This is a genomic window from Pseudomonas fragi (assembly GCF_900105835.1).
Taxonomy (GTDB): Bacteria; Pseudomonadota; Gammaproteobacteria; order Pseudomonadales; family Pseudomonadaceae; genus Aquipseudomonas; species Aquipseudomonas fragi.
Map to the genome: position 1 here is coordinate 3,695,145 of NZ_LT629783.1, position 14,707 is coordinate 3,709,851.

The following is a 14,707-nucleotide window of genomic DNA, read 5'->3' on the forward strand; positions in this document are numbered from 1 at the left end:
TGTCCGTTTCGAGTCGATCTACGACCCCCGTGAAGAGGTAGCTATTGGTCGATTTCTGCCTGTCACCATTGGCTAAAACCGGCCCAAATTAGCCATTCGAATTATCTAAAGAGTTGAGAGAAATTCAACCTATGTGAATTGGGAAGCGCTTAGACTTTGGATTAGCGCACTACTTGTCATAACAGTGGCGCTCCATCACCGCCACCCCCCGACCAATAACCACATGTTTTTATCTTTTTGATATATTTGTCCTAGTCCCCAACCAATCCCTTCTCCTTCAAAATTATAACAATCTCCGCACATGCAGGCCCAGCTAGTTCTATCCTTGATTTTGCAATCAATCATATATCGCTCGTGTTCAAAGGGACATCCGCAGGAATCGCATGCTTTAGGAGTGCCATGAAAAAATTGTTGACGACGCTGCCCCTCTTCGACATTAATATACTCATCAAATGAGCCCTTATTTTGATGCGTTATTTGCCCTTGCTCATCGAATTTTGAGCCTACCTTTATCAGAAAAACTCGGATCAGTTCCGCGTTACTGTCCAGATATTTAATGAAAGCTTCTTCAAACGTGATGGAGTCAGCCGTTCGCCACCTATCATCTTGCCAAGTAAGTGTAGGCTGAATATCTGAAGTCAAATCTTTTCGGAAACTCCGGTATCTGAGTCCTAGATCTTCCAAAATGTCAATATCTCTAGGCTCTCTCCCTCCCCATGTCATTGTTAAAAGCAGCGCTACAGTAGAACTGTAGTAATATTTTTCTAAAAATTCCCAATATGATAGGCAGGAAGCTCCTCCTTGGAGGAAGCCGTAGTAAACTCGCTTTCTGTCAGGGCTGCGTATAGTTATGTGATACTGCGGTATGTATCGCACCCCCTGCTCAGAAACGAGCAGTGGCAGGATCACCGTAAAGGCCCCAGTTGCTGGATTGAATATATTTACATCTAAAGTAGCATCAGGAAAGTCGCATGCCACTTCCTCAAGTATCACTTCAATCTGTCGCCGCCAAGCAGGATTTTGGTTGAGGCACTCGTTAATATCTTTACGCAATGACGCGAAATGAGCGCTATTGCTAATTGAAACTGATCGTGTCAGACGTTGCCCTGTCGTACCGTCGTTGGCGCTTATTTCAGCGAGGATATCTTCATCTGTAAGTATACTGTTACGTGAAAAAATCCCTTTACGGATTATTTTTTCTATTTTAAAACCTCGATCCTCAGTGATGTCAGTGAATTTTGCGGGATATCCAATTTCGAATTGTTGTTGTTTTGTAGCTGGCTCTAAGGCCGATATAGAGCCATGTAGTGAGCAGAGTAAATCATGCTCATCTTCAATTCCTGCGATATCTTCATGCGCTTGCTGCATTTTATCTGGCGATTTTTCCAATATCGCAAAGCACTGATCCTTGGTGAGAATTTGCATTGCAAAGTAGGCGATATAGCTGTAGGTCGGCAGCTCATTAAGCGAAGCTTCCATGCCTGCCACCCGAAGATCTGAGAGCATATTTCTTATCTGGGACTCACGAGCCGAAAAGGTTGGCTTTGCAGTATGCAGAATAACTATTACGAAATCATCGATTCCTTTTTCGCAACATGCATGCTCAATTGAATCAATGCCTTCTTGAAGCTGAAGCTCATCATGATACCAGTAGACTTCATGCCAGGGTGCAATGTAACGCCCTTGCTCAACGTTAATCATATTCTGTTCTGATACATAGATACGCTTATCATTTCCAACGTCTAGTTTGAGAGACGTTATAGCGAGCGTAGTTTCTTTTATGTACCGAGAGAGTGGTACTAGCAGTTCTTTCCAGGTCGTAGAGGCAATGATTACTCGTAATTCACGCTCCTTAACGCCCAGATGACGTTTGACCCCCTCAACATACTTATTTATTTCATGAATGGCATCCCTAACTGCGCTGTCGGATCGCTTTAGCTCAATGAGCACGTGATGCCCATCTTTATCACGAGCATATAGATCAATGAAGCTCTTGGTTCCGATTCTGTTGGGGATGTACTGTTCTTTATTTAAAAGTACTAGGCCGTCCTCTAATACACTAATATCAGCAGCAAGTATGTCGCGAATCTCACTCTCATACATTTATCACCCCCACCTTCCGTTCACCCAATTTATATCAGTTCGTCACGGCCAGAGCTATCACAAGATAGAGGCGGATCAAGGTCGCGCTAAAATACCTAATTCCTTTCTACTTACGATCTATCAGGAGATATCTTTGCGATTTCGATCTCCACCTTTAATTCGTCAATAGGCGTAGCTGTTCCTAAGGTAAATTTGCCCGTTTTTCTCAGGGTCATTCAACTTCAAAGCATAGCCTGAAATGTCTGATTTTTTCCGATTTCTGTCTGTCATGACCGACAGCAATACGCTGTTATCTGCCAGTCACCGCCACGAAGCGTACCGGTCAAAATGCAGTCAGATGGTCACGTGGAGTGCAATTTCGCATACTGAAAAGCTCCGAACGTGAGGGTGAAGCCAAAATCCCCCGTCTTAAATTAGTAAGCTTCACTGCCAGGTCTTGTTATTTTGTCCAGTCTACTGACGAGGTCTTCAGCTCGAAGATGCGTGTAACGCTTGAGCATCTGCATCGACTTATGACCACTGATGGCCGAAACCTCTTGATCGGATAACCCGCCTTCGACAAGCCTACTCACTGCCTCATGACGCAGGTCGTGAAACCTGAAGTCAGGTAGATCGAGCTTCTTCTTTAGCTGTCCCCAAATCTTGGTGAAGGTATACGGCCGACGCTTCCCGTCCTTTCCAGGCTCACCGAAAAACACCAGGTTGCAGTCGATTGGTCGCACCGGGTTATCCATCGCAGCTTTGAATACTTCGGTGGCACGCTTGCTGAGAGGCACGGTGCGCGAGCCGTCGTTCTTTGTGTCTGAGAGACGTATGACACGCTTTGCCAAATCCACTTGAGGGCGACGTAGGGATGAGATCTCAGACGAGCGCATACCCGTTTCCAGAGCGATGCAAACAATCCAGCCCAGCATAGGGTTGCTATGTCGATTCACGGCCGCGAGCAGAAGGCGTTCTTCATCTGGCGATAACCTTCGGTCACGACCATCCCCAGGGCTAGGCTTACGGATGTTCAGCACTGGGTTGAACGTCAGACCCAAACCCCATTCCTGAATCGCTACCGTGTACAGGTGACTCAACAGGGCCAGTTCAAGGCGCACGGTGTTGTTGCTGATGGTCCCGCCACGGCTGGGCTCGTTCAGGCGCTTGTCGCGATAGCCCGCGATGATTTCAGCGGAGAGGGCAGCCATTGAATATTTGCCCAGGTGCTCGATCAGCTTTTTGGCTTTCGAGTTTTCGCCACGTTGAGTGGTTGGCTTCTTGGTTGGGGTTATGTCGCTCAGGTAGCGTTTGAGTGCTACCTCTAGCGTCATTTTTTCCGAGCCGCTGCGCCGGATGTACACGCCACGCACCATTTCTTCTTCGGTACGTCGGGACCAGTCCTCCGCATCACGCTTGGTGCGGAAGGTTTTGGCGACAGTGGGCCAGCCGTTTTTACGAATGAGAGCCTTCCAGGTGCCGGAAGGGGTTTTGACGAGAGTAGCCATGAGAGGGTGCTCCTAGGCGGCTGGCGAACCAGCACTGTACCTAAATTGTACCCTTGGACCATAGGACTGTATCTGAGGTGGCTCCGCCAGAAACGCGAAAGCCGCGCAATGCGCGGCTTTGAGTATGGTGGGCCCACACGGACTCGAACCGTGGACCAAGGGATTATGAGTCCCCTGCTCTAACCAACTGAGCTATAGGCCCTCAGTAGGTCGCGGATTATAACGACGGATTCTAAGTAGTGCTATCCGAAAGATCTGAAATTGCGAGGTGAAGAAAGCTCGCTGCGAAATTTTCGGGCAGCAACGGCGGGCTGACGATCTCGCCCTGGATCAGTTCGCAACCTGCCTGCGCCAGAAAGACCTGTTGCTCCCGGGTTTGAACGCCGTCGGCAATGATGGAGAAGTGCATGCTGTGCCCCAGCGCGATGATGGCATGCACAATGGCAGCATCATGGCTGTCGTCGGGCAAGCCATGCACAAATGACGGGTCGATTTTCAGCGTATCCAGCGGCAAGCGCTTGAGGTAGCTGAGGGACGAGTTGCCGGTGCCGAAGTTGTCGATGGACAGTTTTACCCCCAGTTGCTTGAGCCGGTGCAAGGCGTCAAACGCTTCTTCGGTCTGGCCAGTAAGAAAGGTTTCGGTGATTTTCAGTTTCAGGCTCTCGGGTTTGAGCCTGCAGGTTTCGAGCAGGTGCTGAATGTGCGCCATCAGTCCCGGCTGGTGCAATTGAGCGCTGGCAAGGTTGACCGAAATCGGTCCAAAGGGCTTGTACAGCTGATTCCATGAGCATAATTGCTGACATGCACGTTCCAGCATCCAGTCGCCGATTTGTATGATCATGCCGTTTTCTTCGGCCAGATGAATCAAGCGCTCATGTGAGATTCCTCCGAGTAGAGGGTGGTTCCAGTGCAGCAGTGCTTCGGCGCCCGCCAGCGTGTGGTCGCGCAAGCGGACTTTGGGTTGGTACAGCAGTGATACCTGGCCACGCTCCAGGGCGCGGCGCAGCTCTTGCCCCAGAAGAATTCGGGCGCTGGTCTGGGAGTTGAGGTCGTGGCTGTAGCGTTCGACGCGATTGCGCCCTTTGAGTTTGGAGTGGTACATCGCGATATCGGCATTCTTGATCAGTGTGGCCACGTCATCGCCATCATCCGGGTAAACGCTGATGCCGATGCTGGCGCTGATAAACAGTTCGCTTTCGTCGGTCAGGAAAGGCTCGTTGAAACTGCCCAGCAGTTTTTCGGCAATCATCTGCGCATCGTCCGGGTGTTTAAGCCCAGGCAACAGCACGATAAATTCGTCACCGCCAAGGCGGGCAACCGTATCGATGTCGCGCAGCTGCTCCGTCAGGCGGGTCGCGATGCCCTTGAGCAACTGGTCACCCACTGGATGGCCGAGGCTGTCATTGATGTTCTTGAAGCGATCAAGGTCCAGGAACAGCACGGCGCTGTATTGATCGTTGCGTCGTTGGTCGCTGAGAATCTGGCGCACCCGGCTTTCAAACAGTAAACGGTTGGGAAGGTTGGTCAGCGGGTCGTGGTGGGCCTGGTGATCAAGGCGTTCCTGGGCCTGTTTGAGGGTGGAAATATCAGAAAACACGGCCACAAAATGTGTCACCACATCAGTGTTATTGCGCACGGCGCTGATGGTCATCCAGCTGGGGTAAGTTTCTCCGTTTTTGCGTCTGTTGCAGATTTCGCCCTGCCAGTTGTCAGCGCTCGACAGCTGGTACCACATGGACGCAAAGAACAGTTTGTCGTGCCGGCCAGAGGCCAGGATGCGCGGCGTCTGGCCCAGTACTTCACTTTCGGAGTAACCGGTAATTTCGCTGAAGGCCCGGTTTACAGCCGTAATTTTTTGCTCGGGATCGGTAAAGATGATGCCTTCGGCCGTACTGTCGAATACGGTGGCTGTTTGCAGAAGTTTTTCCTGCATCTGGTGGCGCTCGGTAATGTCGTGGACGATGGTCAAGATGCAGTCGTCGGCGCCGATCAGCAGCGGGTAACTGGAGATTTCACAAAGACGCACTTGCCCTTCCTTGTGCCGGATATGGCAGGTGAAGTCGCGCACAAAGCCGTTTTTTTCCAGGATCGCGAGCAGGTTACGACGCTCCTGGGGGTCGACCCACAATTGCAGTTCCAGCGTTGAGTGGTACAGGGCGCTGGCACTGTCATAGCCGATGAGGCGGCTGAAGCCTTCGTTTATCTCGATAATCAGGCCATCGCTCTGACGACTGAGCAACAAGCCATCAAGGGATGCGTGAAACGCTTTGGCAAACTTTTCTTCGGAAAGGAGCAAGGCTTCTTCGGTCTGCTTGGTTTCGCTGATATTGATCATCAGGCCGCGCACCACGGCCTGTTGGTGGTGCGTCGTGATGCTGGCAATGTCGCGTAACCAAAGGGTGTGGCCCTCTGCGGTGATGACGCGATAGTCGAGGCTGTGATCGTGGCCTGCGCTGATCTCCTTTTTACGCCAGGCCTGGATCCGGGGCAGGTCATCGGGATGAACGACCCGCTTCCAGAATCCGGGGGCTAGCCAGTCGGCGACGGGATAACCGAGCAAGGCTTCGGCCTGCGGGGACACATAGGTGTAGGTGTCGTTGTCCAGGCGCGCTTCCCAGGCGATGGCTGAAAGGCTTTCAATCAAGCCCTTGTAATGATCTTCGCTGCTGCGCAGTTCTTGTTCGAGGGCTGTGCGCTGGGCAATCTCGGAACTCAGGCGTCGGTTAATGCGGATGACCACGATCAGCACGACCACCAGTAGCAGTATGCCGGGCAGGATATACAGCAGCAGGGTGCGCCACAGGGTTCGATAGTCGCTCATATTGCCGACCCAGTGCTGCTGAATGCGCTCGGTTTCACTGGGGCTGATATTGGCCAGTACTTTGTCCAGCAGCCCCAGCAGGACGGTCTGGTCTTTAGGTACGGCCATGGCCAGTTGAAAGCGATAAGGGGTTTCGCCGCTGACGTACAGGCCATCAAGTTTGAGCTGGCGCAGGCTCCATACACTGGAAGCCAGATCACCCACCATCGCATCTACCTGGTCTGTGGCCAAGGCCTGCAACGCCGAGCTGACGTTGGGCAGGGCGACGATGTTGAGGTCGGGGTGCTGGGTGCGCAGCAGCTCGTGCGGGGCGTAGTTCTCGATCACGCCAACCCGCAGGCCGTAGAGTTCCTGGATGTTTTTAGGCGCCGCGCCGCCCTTGTGGGCGAGGATGACAATGGGGAAGTCCAGGTAGGGCCGGGTAAACGCCAGGCGCTTTTGGCGCTCGGGCGTCGACATGATGCCGGGTAGCCAGTCGAGTTTGCCATCCTTGGTTTGCTCCAGCACTTCGCTCCAGTTCGATGCCGCGACCTGCTTGACGCTTACACCCAATTGGTTGGTGATCAGTTTCACATAGTCGGCCGCCAGGCCTGTGTAGATGCCCTGTGCGTTACGGAATTCAAAGGGTGGCCAGGTGGTATCGATGCCCAGGAGCAGTTCAGGATGCTCCTTGAGCCACTGCTGTTCTTCATCGGTGAACGTCAGGGCTTGGGCGCCAGAGGTCCATACGACAAGCGACAGTAGCAGGATGGCCAGTAAGCGTGACATGCGCGTCCCTTCAATACACCTGGATGCATCCAGTGTAGTCGGGCTGTGGCAGAGGGGAGGGGCAGGAAATAATTCGCGCTAAAGCAAAACCCCCGGCAGGGCCGGGGGTTTTGTTGTCACTCGTCGAGGAAGGAGCGTAGATGCTCGCTTCGCGTCGGGTGGCGCAGCTTGCGCAGCGCCTTGGCTTCGATCTGGCGAATCCGCTCACGGGTAACGTCGAACTGCTTACCAACCTCCTCAAGGGTGTGGTCGGTATTCATGTCGATACCGAAACGCATGCGCAGTACCTTGGCTTCACGCGCTGTGAGGCCGCCGAGTACGTCGCGTGTCGCTTCTTTAAGGCTCTCAACGGTAGCTACATCGATTGGCGACTGCATGGTCGAGTCTTCGATGAAGTCACCCAGATGGGAGTCTTCGTCATCACCGATCGGGGTTTCCATGGAGATCGGCTCTTTAGCGATCTTCAATACCTTGCGGATTTTGTCCTCAGGCATTTCCATGCGTTCGCCCAGCTCTTCCGGGGTCGGTTCGCGGCCCATTTCCTGCAACATCTGGCGGGAAATACGGTTGAGCTTGTTGATCGTCTCGATCATGTGCACCGGAATACGGATGGTGCGGGCCTGGTCGGCGATCGAGCGAGTGATCGCCTGACGGATCCACCAGGTGGCATAAGTCGAGAATTTGTAGCCGCGGCGGTATTCAAACTTGTCTACCGCTTTCATCAAGCCGATGTTGCCTTCCTGGATCAGATCGAGGAACTGCAAGCCACGGTTGGTGTACTTCTTGGCGATGGAGATCACCAGACGCAAGTTGGCTTCAACCATCTCTTTCTTCGCGCGGCGGGCCTTGGCCTCACCGATCGACATGCGACGGTTGATGTCCTTGATCTCGGCAATCTTCAGGCCCGTTTCGGCCTCAAGAGCAGACAGCTTTTGCTGGCAACGGATGATATCCGGTTGCAGGCGACCAATGGCTTCAGCGTATTTGCTTTTGCCTTTGGCCAGCGCGTCGCTCCAGCTTTCGTCGACTTCGTTGCCCGGGAACAGGCGCAGGAAATCGGTACGCGGCATGCGTGCATCACGCACACACAGCTGCATGATGGCGCGCTCTTGGGCACGCAGACGCTCCAGGGCGCTGCGAACACGTTCAACCAGGCCTTCGAATTGCTTCGGGACCAGCTTGATCGGCATGAACAGCTCAGCCAGTGCAACCAGCTCGGCAATTGCCTGCTTGCTGCCACGACCGTGCTTTTTCAGGGCCTTGCGAGCGATTTCCATCTGATCGGAAACAGCGCCAAAACGCTGGGCCGCGATGATCGGGTCCGGGCCGCTTTCGACCTCTTCCTCGTCTTCGCTGGACTCTTCCTTGTCGTCCTCTTCGTCATCACCTTCGGCTTTCACCTTGGGGTCGACAGGAGGCGGCACTTCGGCTGCGGGCGGCGCAATACCGTCGTCCGGGTCGATATAACCGCTCAGAACGTCGGACAGGCGGCCACCTTCGGTGGTGACGCGAGTGTACTCGGAGAGAATATGGTCAACCGTGCCTGGGAAGTGCGCGATTGCGCCCATCACTTCACGGATGCCTTCTTCGATACGCTTGGCGATTTCGATTTCGCCTTCACGTGTCAGCAGTTCTACCGTGCCCATTTCACGCATATACATGCGCACAGGGTCGGTAGTACGACCAATGTCGGTCTCTACTGCCGCCAACGCTGCAGCCGCTTCTTCAGCCGCTGCTTCGTCGGTGTCGGCATCGGCCAACATAAGGGCGTCCGCATCCGGAGCACTCTCGTGTACGGGGATCCCCATGTCATTAATCATGCGGATGATGTCTTCCACTTGCTCCGGATCTGAAATATCTTCGGGCAGGTGGTCGTTGACCTCTGCGTAAGTCAGATACTTCTGCTCACGGCCGAGGGTGATCAACTCTTTGATACGAGACTGCTGTTGCGCTTTTCCGGACATAACACCCTATCCACTGAAGGTCTTGGCGGGCAAAAAACAAGCCGAGGATTATACCTTAGCTATGACCTCACGCGCCAGTTGAGGTCGGGTTTGATGCGGGATTATTGCGACTTAGAAGGTCGCGTAACTGATTTTTTTCCTCGCTACTTAGCTCGCCTTGACGTGCTTTTCGAAGAAGTTGTTCAAGATTTCGCTCGCGTTGGCGAGCTGACAAGCTAGTTATGGTGTCGAAAAACTGTTGTTCAAGGTTGTCGGCATCAATTAGCCATTCCTTTTCCAGCAGTCTTTGCAGCAAGCGGCCCTGTTCAGTGCCGTGCCAACGGGACAGTAGCTGAATAGAGCTTAGCTTAGGATTTTTCTGTACGGCCTCGACCAGAGCAATCAGCAGTTGATTGTTAGTCTGGTCTTCTGCAGCAAAGTGCCCGGCATCCTCAACTTTTTTCGCCAGTTGCGGATGGTGCAGCAGGGTGCGCAGGGCCGTCAGGGTAGGGGGTTCAACACCTACCGGGATCCAGGCCTGCTCGCGTTCGCCGCCGCGCTTGCCTTTTTTGTCCCAGGGCTTGTTTTCCCATTTTTTGCCGCCAGCACCCGGCTTTTTCGGAGTCCATTCCTGTTGGGGGATGTACATGTCCGGTTGCTGGAAGTCGCTGTAGTCGGGCATTGCATCGTAATCGATACCCGGATCGTAGGCCGGCTGTGCCTGGGTTTTTGCAGGAGCGCTTTGCGCCAGCTGGCTGACGGTTTCACTGGTAAGGCCGGTGATTTCACTCAGGCGCTGGCGCATCAGGGCCCGCAGGTTGGCGCCCGGTACTTTGTCGATAAGCGGTGCTGCCAGCGTGGCCATGTGGGCCTTGCCTTCGAGCGAGCGAGGGTCGGCTTCTTCGGTCAGTTGCTGGAAAAAGTAATCTGCCAGCGGCTGGGCATGCTGGTTGATGCGGGCCTTGAAGGCGTCGGTGCCTTCGGAGCGCACCAGGGTGTCCGGGTCTTCGCCTTCGGGCAAGAACAGGAAGCGGGCGCGACGCCCGTCCTGCAGGCAGGGCAGCGTCGCCTCAAGTGCGCGCCAGGCTGCATTGCGGCCCGCCTGGTCGCCGTCAAAGCAGAACAACACGCTGGGCACCACGCGAAACAGGCGCTTCATGTGTTCTTCGCTGGTGGCGGTACCCAGGGTCGCGACAGCATTGCGCAGGCCTTGCTGGGCCAGGGCGATGACGTCCATATAGCCTTCCACCACGATGATTTCGTCGAGGCTGCGGTTGAACTTGCGCGCCTCGAACAGCCCGTACAGTTCCTGGCCTTTGTGAAAGACCGGGGTTTCCGGGGAGTTCAGGTACTTGGGCTTGTCGTCGCCCAGCACCCGGCCGCCAAAGGCAATGATACGGCCGCGGCTGTCGCGGATCGGAAACATGACCCGGTCACGAAAACGGTCGTAACGCTTGCCGGTCTCGGCGTTCTCCACCAGCAGGCCGGCGTCGATCATGGCTTTTTGTTGCAGCGTGTCACTGCTCAGGTGTTTGTAGAGGTTGTCCCAGCCTGGTGGCGCAAAGCCCAAACCGAAGTCGCGGGCTATTTCACCGGTCAGGCCTCGGCCCTTCAGGTAGTCCACTGCTGCTTTGCGTGCCGGATGGCTTTTTAGAGCCTGGCGATAAAAGTCAGCGGCGGCAGTCAGAAGTGGGTAGAGCGGTGAGTCAGTCGGTTGCCGTGGTTTATGTGGGCGACCGCTTTCTTCTCGCGGGATTTCCATGCCGGCGGCTTTGGCCAGTTCTTCGACAGCCTGGGGGAAGTCCAGGTTGTCGTGGTCCATGATAAAGCCGAGGGCGTTGCCGCCAGCGCCGCAGCCAAAGCAGTAATAGAACTGTTTGTCGGGGCTTACGCTGAAGGACGGGGTTTTTTCTTTGTGGAAGGGGCAGCAGGCGGTGTAGTTCTTGCCGGCTTTCTTCATTTGCACGCGCGAGCTAACGACATCGACGATATCGGTACGGTTCAGAAGGTCGTCAATAAAGCTCTGGGGGATTAACCCGGCCATGGCGTTCTCGTCATCACTGCGCAGAAGTGGGTCCGTATAAAGAGCTGGGTCGTCGTGCGTGCAGGCGAAAGCTCTGCTCGATCACTCGGTATCTGCTCAATTATTTCGGGGAAGTGTATCTGTCGAAATCCGCTCTACTCATATTAACCAGAGTCGATGGGATCGATAAATGTCACGCTCTGAGTCCGGCACTGACCAATGGCTGGTCTCGGATAGCTCATAAGCAGGCACTGGAGAGGTGCCTTGGGCTGATCGTCTTTAAGGAAAATCAGAGAGGTGTGCGCGTCGGTAGCCTTGGAAGGCTCGTCAGTAAAGACGTGCACCGCTGGCTATTAGGCCAGGTCTGACGTGATGTAACGCTTGTCGCGGTCGCATCTGCGGCCTTGACGATAAAGCATGTAACTTGCAACAACTGCCTACGGCCCGGCTTTAGGCCGGGCTTGGCAGAAGCGTGCAACGAACGTCTGTGTATTAGTACAGACGAACGGCGCGGCGCTGCTCGCGCTGAACTTTCTTCGCGTGACGCTTAACAGCAGCTGCTGCTTTACGCTTACGCTCAGAAGTCGGCTTCTCGTAAAATTCGCGGCTGCGAACTTCAGCCAGAACACCGGCTTTTTCGCAGGAGCGCTTGAAACGACGCAGAGCTACGTCGAAGGGTTCGTTCTCTTTTACTTTGACGGCTGGCATCCAGAGCTACCTTCATTCATTACCGGGGTCAACGTCTCAAGGCAAAATCGCGTTGGAAGACGTCGGTTTTTAAGGGTTGCGGATGTTAACCCCTCATCGCCCGGAATGCAAAGCCTCTGATCGAAAACCGCTGGCCGGGGGCGGGAGTGGCGACTATTATGCGCGCCTTCGAATTTAGCCTCTACAAGGCGTAAACCCATGCTAGTACTGGGATTAGAAACCTCCTGCGACGAAACCGGCGTCGCGCTATACGACAGTGAACGCGGGCTTTTGGCCGATGCACTGTTCAGTCAGATCGACCTGCACCGCGCTTATGGTGGTGTGGTGCCGGAGCTGGCTTCACGGGATCACGTCAAGCGAATGCTGCCCTTGATTCGTCAGGTGCTGGCCGAGGCCGACTGTGTGCCTACGGAGATTGACGCGATTGCCTATACGGCTGGCCCGGGATTGGTCGGAGCCCTGCTGGTTGGGGCTTCTTGCGCCCAGGCGCTGGCATTTGCCTGGGGTATTCCGGCCCTCGGCGTGCACCACATGGAAGGTCACTTGCTGGCTCCGATGCTGGAAGAACAGCCGCCAAAGTTTCCGTTCGTCGCTTTGTTGGTATCGGGTGGTCATACGCAGCTGGTTCGCGTGGATGGCATCGGCCAATACGAGTTGTTGGGCGAGACCCTGGACGATGCTGCGGGTGAAGCGTTCGACAAGACCGCGAAGATGATGGGGCTCAACTACCCCGGCGGCCCTGAGATCGCCCGTCTGGCCGCTCAGGGCGTTGCCGGGCGCTTTGTGTTCCCGCGACCCATGACCGATCGTCCCGGCCTGCAGTTCAGCTTCAGCGGCCTCAAGACGTTTGCCCTGAACACCTGGCAGCGTTGCGTGGCAGAGGGCGACGATACTGAGCAGACCCGTTGCGATATCTCCCTGGCCTTCCAGCAGGCGGTGGTCGAGACGCTGACCATCAAGTGCAAGCGGGCCTTGAAGCATGCGGGCATGAAGCGTCTGGTGATTGCCGGCGGGGTGAGTGCGAACAAGGCACTGCGTGTTTCGCTGGAGAAAATGCTCGGTGAGATGAAGGGCAATGTGTATTACGCCCGACCGGAATTTTGCACGGATAACGGCGCGATGATCGCATTCGCCGGCTGCCAGCGTTTGCAGGCAGGCCAGCACGAAACATTGGCCATCAGCGTGCAAGCACGCTGGCCGATGGAGCAGTTGCAGCCCCTGTGATGACAGGGGTGGGCGCAATGGTGAAGATTTTTCACGGGCAATATTCAGAAATGCCGTTCGCGCCCGGCCATCAGGTCGCGTAAATTGCCGCGGTGGCGCCAGACAATCAGTGCCGTCAAGGCGCTCATGGGCAGCAGCGCGGCAGGCTCTTGCCAGGCCAGCAGTGGCAGGGTCAGGGGGGTGGCGATCAGGGCCGCCAGCGAGCTGGTACGGGTCAACTGGAAGGTCAGCAGCCATGCGGCGACAGCCAGCAGTGCGGCAGGCGGATACAGCCCCAGCAGCATGCCGGCCGCCGTGGCGACACCCTTGCCGCCTCGAAAGCGGAAGTAGGCAGGGTACATATGGCCTACAACGGCGCAGCCGCCGATCCAGGCCTGGTCCTGGAGAGAGAAATCCAGTTGGTTGGCCAGCAGGACGGGCAAAAGCCCCTTGCACAGGTCGCCGAGCAAGGTCAGGACGGCAAGTTTTTTGCCGGCCAGACGCAACATGTTGGTTGCGCCGGCATTGCCGGAACCACTCATTCGCGGGTCGGGAGTTCCCGTCAGGCGGCTGAGCAAAATGGCAAAGGACAGAGAGCCGAGCAGGTAGGCGAGGATCGCCAGTAACCAAAACATGCTAACTATTCCGGGCGAGGACGCCCTGATTCTAACGGCGCTTTGCGCCCTTGTCGTGCTGCGGAGAAGAGTGCTTGGACAGAGTGTTTATCGAAGGCCTGGAAGTTGACACCGTTATCGGTGCTTATGACTGGGAACGTGGCATCCGTCAGTGCCTGCGCCTTGATCTGAGTTTTGCGTGGGATAACCGCCCGGCCGCGGCTGGGGATGATCTGACGCTGGCCTTGGATTACGCGAGTGTATCCGCGCGCATTCAGGCGTTTGCCGAGCAGGCTCAATTTCAGCTGGTGGAAACTTTCGCCGAGCGTCTGGCCGAAGTGTTGATGAGCGAGTTCAATATTCCCTGGCTGCACCTCAAGCTGACCAAGCCCGGCGCCGTTGCGGCGGCCACTGGGGTGGGCGTGGAGATTGAGCGCGGATGTCGCTAACTCGGATTTATCTTGGGCTGGGCAGTAATGTCGAGCGCGAAACACATCTGCAGGCGGGTCTGGATGCGCTGGCCGGGTTTTTGCTGGGCATGCAGTGTTCGCCCGTGTTCGAAAGCCAGCCGGTAGGGATCAAGAGCGGGCCGTTTTTCAATCTGGTGGTGTCGGCGAAAACCGATTTGCCGCTGGTTGAGCTAAGCCGACGTTTGAAGCTGATCGAGGCGGATAACGGGCGTTACGCCCAAGATCGCAAGGGTTTGCCCCTGGATATCGACGTGTTGTTTTACGGCGATCTGGAGGGTAATTTCGATGGCTTGACCCTGCCGCGTGCCGAAATTCTCAAGAATGCTTTTGTGTTGTGGCCGCTGTCTTTGATAGCTCCGGACAAAATCCACCCGGGTGTGGGCAAGCCCCTTGCGCAGTTGTGGGCTGAGGCGCAGATCGATCAGGTGCTTGCGCCTGCAGCCTTCGAGTGGCGTGGGGAGTCCTTGACGCCGCTGGAGATGCTGGCGGGCTGATAGCCGTTTGAATGGGCGGCAGGTTGCCGCCTTTTTTGTGGGAGCGGGCTTGCTCGCGATGGCGTCGATGCGG

The 14,707-nt window shown here is 55.4% G+C and carries 10 protein-coding genes and 1 tRNA gene; 3 read left to right on the forward strand and 8 right to left on the reverse strand.

Annotated features, from left to right (window positions below; all coding sequences use genetic code 11):
- Positions 1-195 precede the first annotated feature (195 nt).
- The 7 genes from BLU25_RS16920 to rpsU all read right to left on the reverse strand — a co-directional run bounded on the left by BLU25_RS16920 (position 196) and on the right by rpsU (position 11,853).
- Positions 196-2,103, reverse strand: a complete 1,908-nt coding sequence (locus tag BLU25_RS16920) for an endonuclease NucS domain-containing protein (RefSeq protein WP_016782446.1) — start codon at positions 2,101-2,103, stop codon at positions 196-198.
- 413 nt (positions 2,104-2,516) lie between these two features.
- Positions 2,517-3,590, reverse strand: coding sequence for a site-specific integrase (locus BLU25_RS16925; protein ID WP_016782445.1), 1,074 nt, complete (start codon positions 3,588-3,590; stop codon positions 2,517-2,519).
- Between the two features lie 125 nt (positions 3,591-3,715).
- Positions 3,716-3,792 (reverse strand) — tRNA-Ile (locus BLU25_RS16930).
- 30 nt (positions 3,793-3,822) lie between these two features.
- Positions 3,823-7,179, reverse strand: coding sequence for a bifunctional diguanylate cyclase/phosphodiesterase (locus BLU25_RS16935; protein ID WP_016782444.1), 3,357 nt, complete (start codon positions 7,177-7,179; stop codon positions 3,823-3,825).
- Positions 7,180-7,295: 116 nt separating this feature from the next.
- Positions 7,296-9,143, reverse strand: coding sequence for an RNA polymerase sigma factor RpoD (rpoD, locus tag BLU25_RS16940; protein ID WP_016782443.1), 1,848 nt, complete (start codon positions 9,141-9,143; stop codon positions 7,296-7,298).
- A gap of 67 nt (positions 9,144-9,210) precedes the next feature.
- Positions 9,211-11,166, reverse strand: a complete 1,956-nt coding sequence (dnaG, locus tag BLU25_RS16945; protein ID WP_083369744.1) for a DNA primase — start codon at positions 11,164-11,166, stop codon at positions 9,211-9,213.
- Positions 11,167-11,637: 471 nt separating this feature from the next.
- On the reverse strand, positions 11,638-11,853 hold the full coding sequence (gene rpsU, locus BLU25_RS16950) for a 30S ribosomal protein S21 (RefSeq protein WP_002551877.1): 216 nt from the start codon (positions 11,851-11,853) through the stop codon (positions 11,638-11,640).
- Between the two features lie 198 nt (positions 11,854-12,051).
- Here rpsU and tsaD point away from each other — a divergent pair, with 198 nt between their 5' ends.
- Positions 12,052-13,077, forward strand: coding sequence for a tRNA (adenosine(37)-N6)-threonylcarbamoyltransferase complex transferase subunit TsaD (gene tsaD / locus BLU25_RS16955; RefSeq protein ID WP_016782441.1), 1,026 nt, complete (start codon positions 12,052-12,054; stop codon positions 13,075-13,077).
- Positions 13,078-13,121: 44 nt separating this feature from the next.
- Here the strand turns inward: tsaD and plsY are convergent, their stop codons facing one another.
- Positions 13,122-13,691, reverse strand: coding sequence for a glycerol-3-phosphate 1-O-acyltransferase PlsY (plsY, locus tag BLU25_RS16960; protein WP_083369745.1), 570 nt, complete (start codon positions 13,689-13,691; stop codon positions 13,122-13,124).
- 74 nt (positions 13,692-13,765) lie between these two features.
- Here plsY and folB point away from each other — a divergent pair, with 74 nt between their 5' ends.
- Together folB and folK are read left to right on the forward strand one after the other, a co-directional pair.
- Positions 13,766-14,119, forward strand: a complete 354-nt coding sequence (folB, locus tag BLU25_RS16965) for a dihydroneopterin aldolase (RefSeq protein WP_029611601.1) — start codon at positions 13,766-13,768, stop codon at positions 14,117-14,119.
- Positions 14,110-14,634: a 2-amino-4-hydroxy-6-hydroxymethyldihydropteridine diphosphokinase gene (gene folK / locus BLU25_RS16970; protein WP_016782437.1), complete on the forward strand. Its 525-nt coding sequence runs from the start codon at positions 14,110-14,112 to the stop codon at positions 14,632-14,634. The genes folB and folK overlap by 10 nt, the downstream gene beginning before the upstream one ends.
- The last annotated feature ends 73 nt before the right edge of the window (positions 14,635-14,707 follow it).

What these genes read in the sequence shown, in the direction of transcription:
- BLU25_RS16920 (WP_016782446.1), bottom strand. Translation starts at nt 2,103, where the DNA reads ATGTATGAGAGTGAGATTCGCGACATACTTGCTGCTGATATTAGTGTA.
- BLU25_RS16925 (WP_016782445.1), bottom strand. Translation starts at nt 3,590, where the DNA reads ATGGCTACTCTCGTCAAAACCCCTTCCGGCACCTGGAAGGCTCTCATT.
- BLU25_RS16935 (WP_016782444.1), bottom strand. Translation starts at nt 7,179, where the DNA reads ATGTCACGCTTACTGGCCATCCTGCTACTGTCGCTTGTCGTATGGACC.
- rpoD (WP_016782443.1), bottom strand. Translation starts at nt 9,143, where the DNA reads ATGTCCGGAAAAGCGCAACAGCAGTCTCGTATCAAAGAGTTGATCACC.
- dnaG (WP_083369744.1), bottom strand. Translation starts at nt 11,166, where the DNA reads ATGGCCGGGTTAATCCCCCAGAGCTTTATTGACGACCTTCTGAACCGT.
- rpsU (WP_002551877.1), bottom strand. Translation starts at nt 11,853, where the DNA reads ATGCCAGCCGTCAAAGTAAAAGAGAACGAACCCTTCGACGTAGCTCTG.
- tsaD (WP_016782441.1), top strand. Translation starts at nt 12,052, where the DNA reads ATGCTAGTACTGGGATTAGAAACCTCCTGCGACGAAACCGGCGTCGCG.
- plsY (WP_083369745.1), bottom strand. Translation starts at nt 13,691, where the DNA reads ATGTTTTGGTTACTGGCGATCCTCGCCTACCTGCTCGGCTCTCTGTCC.
- folK (WP_016782437.1), top strand. Translation starts at nt 14,110, where the DNA reads ATGTCGCTAACTCGGATTTATCTTGGGCTGGGCAGTAATGTCGAGCGC.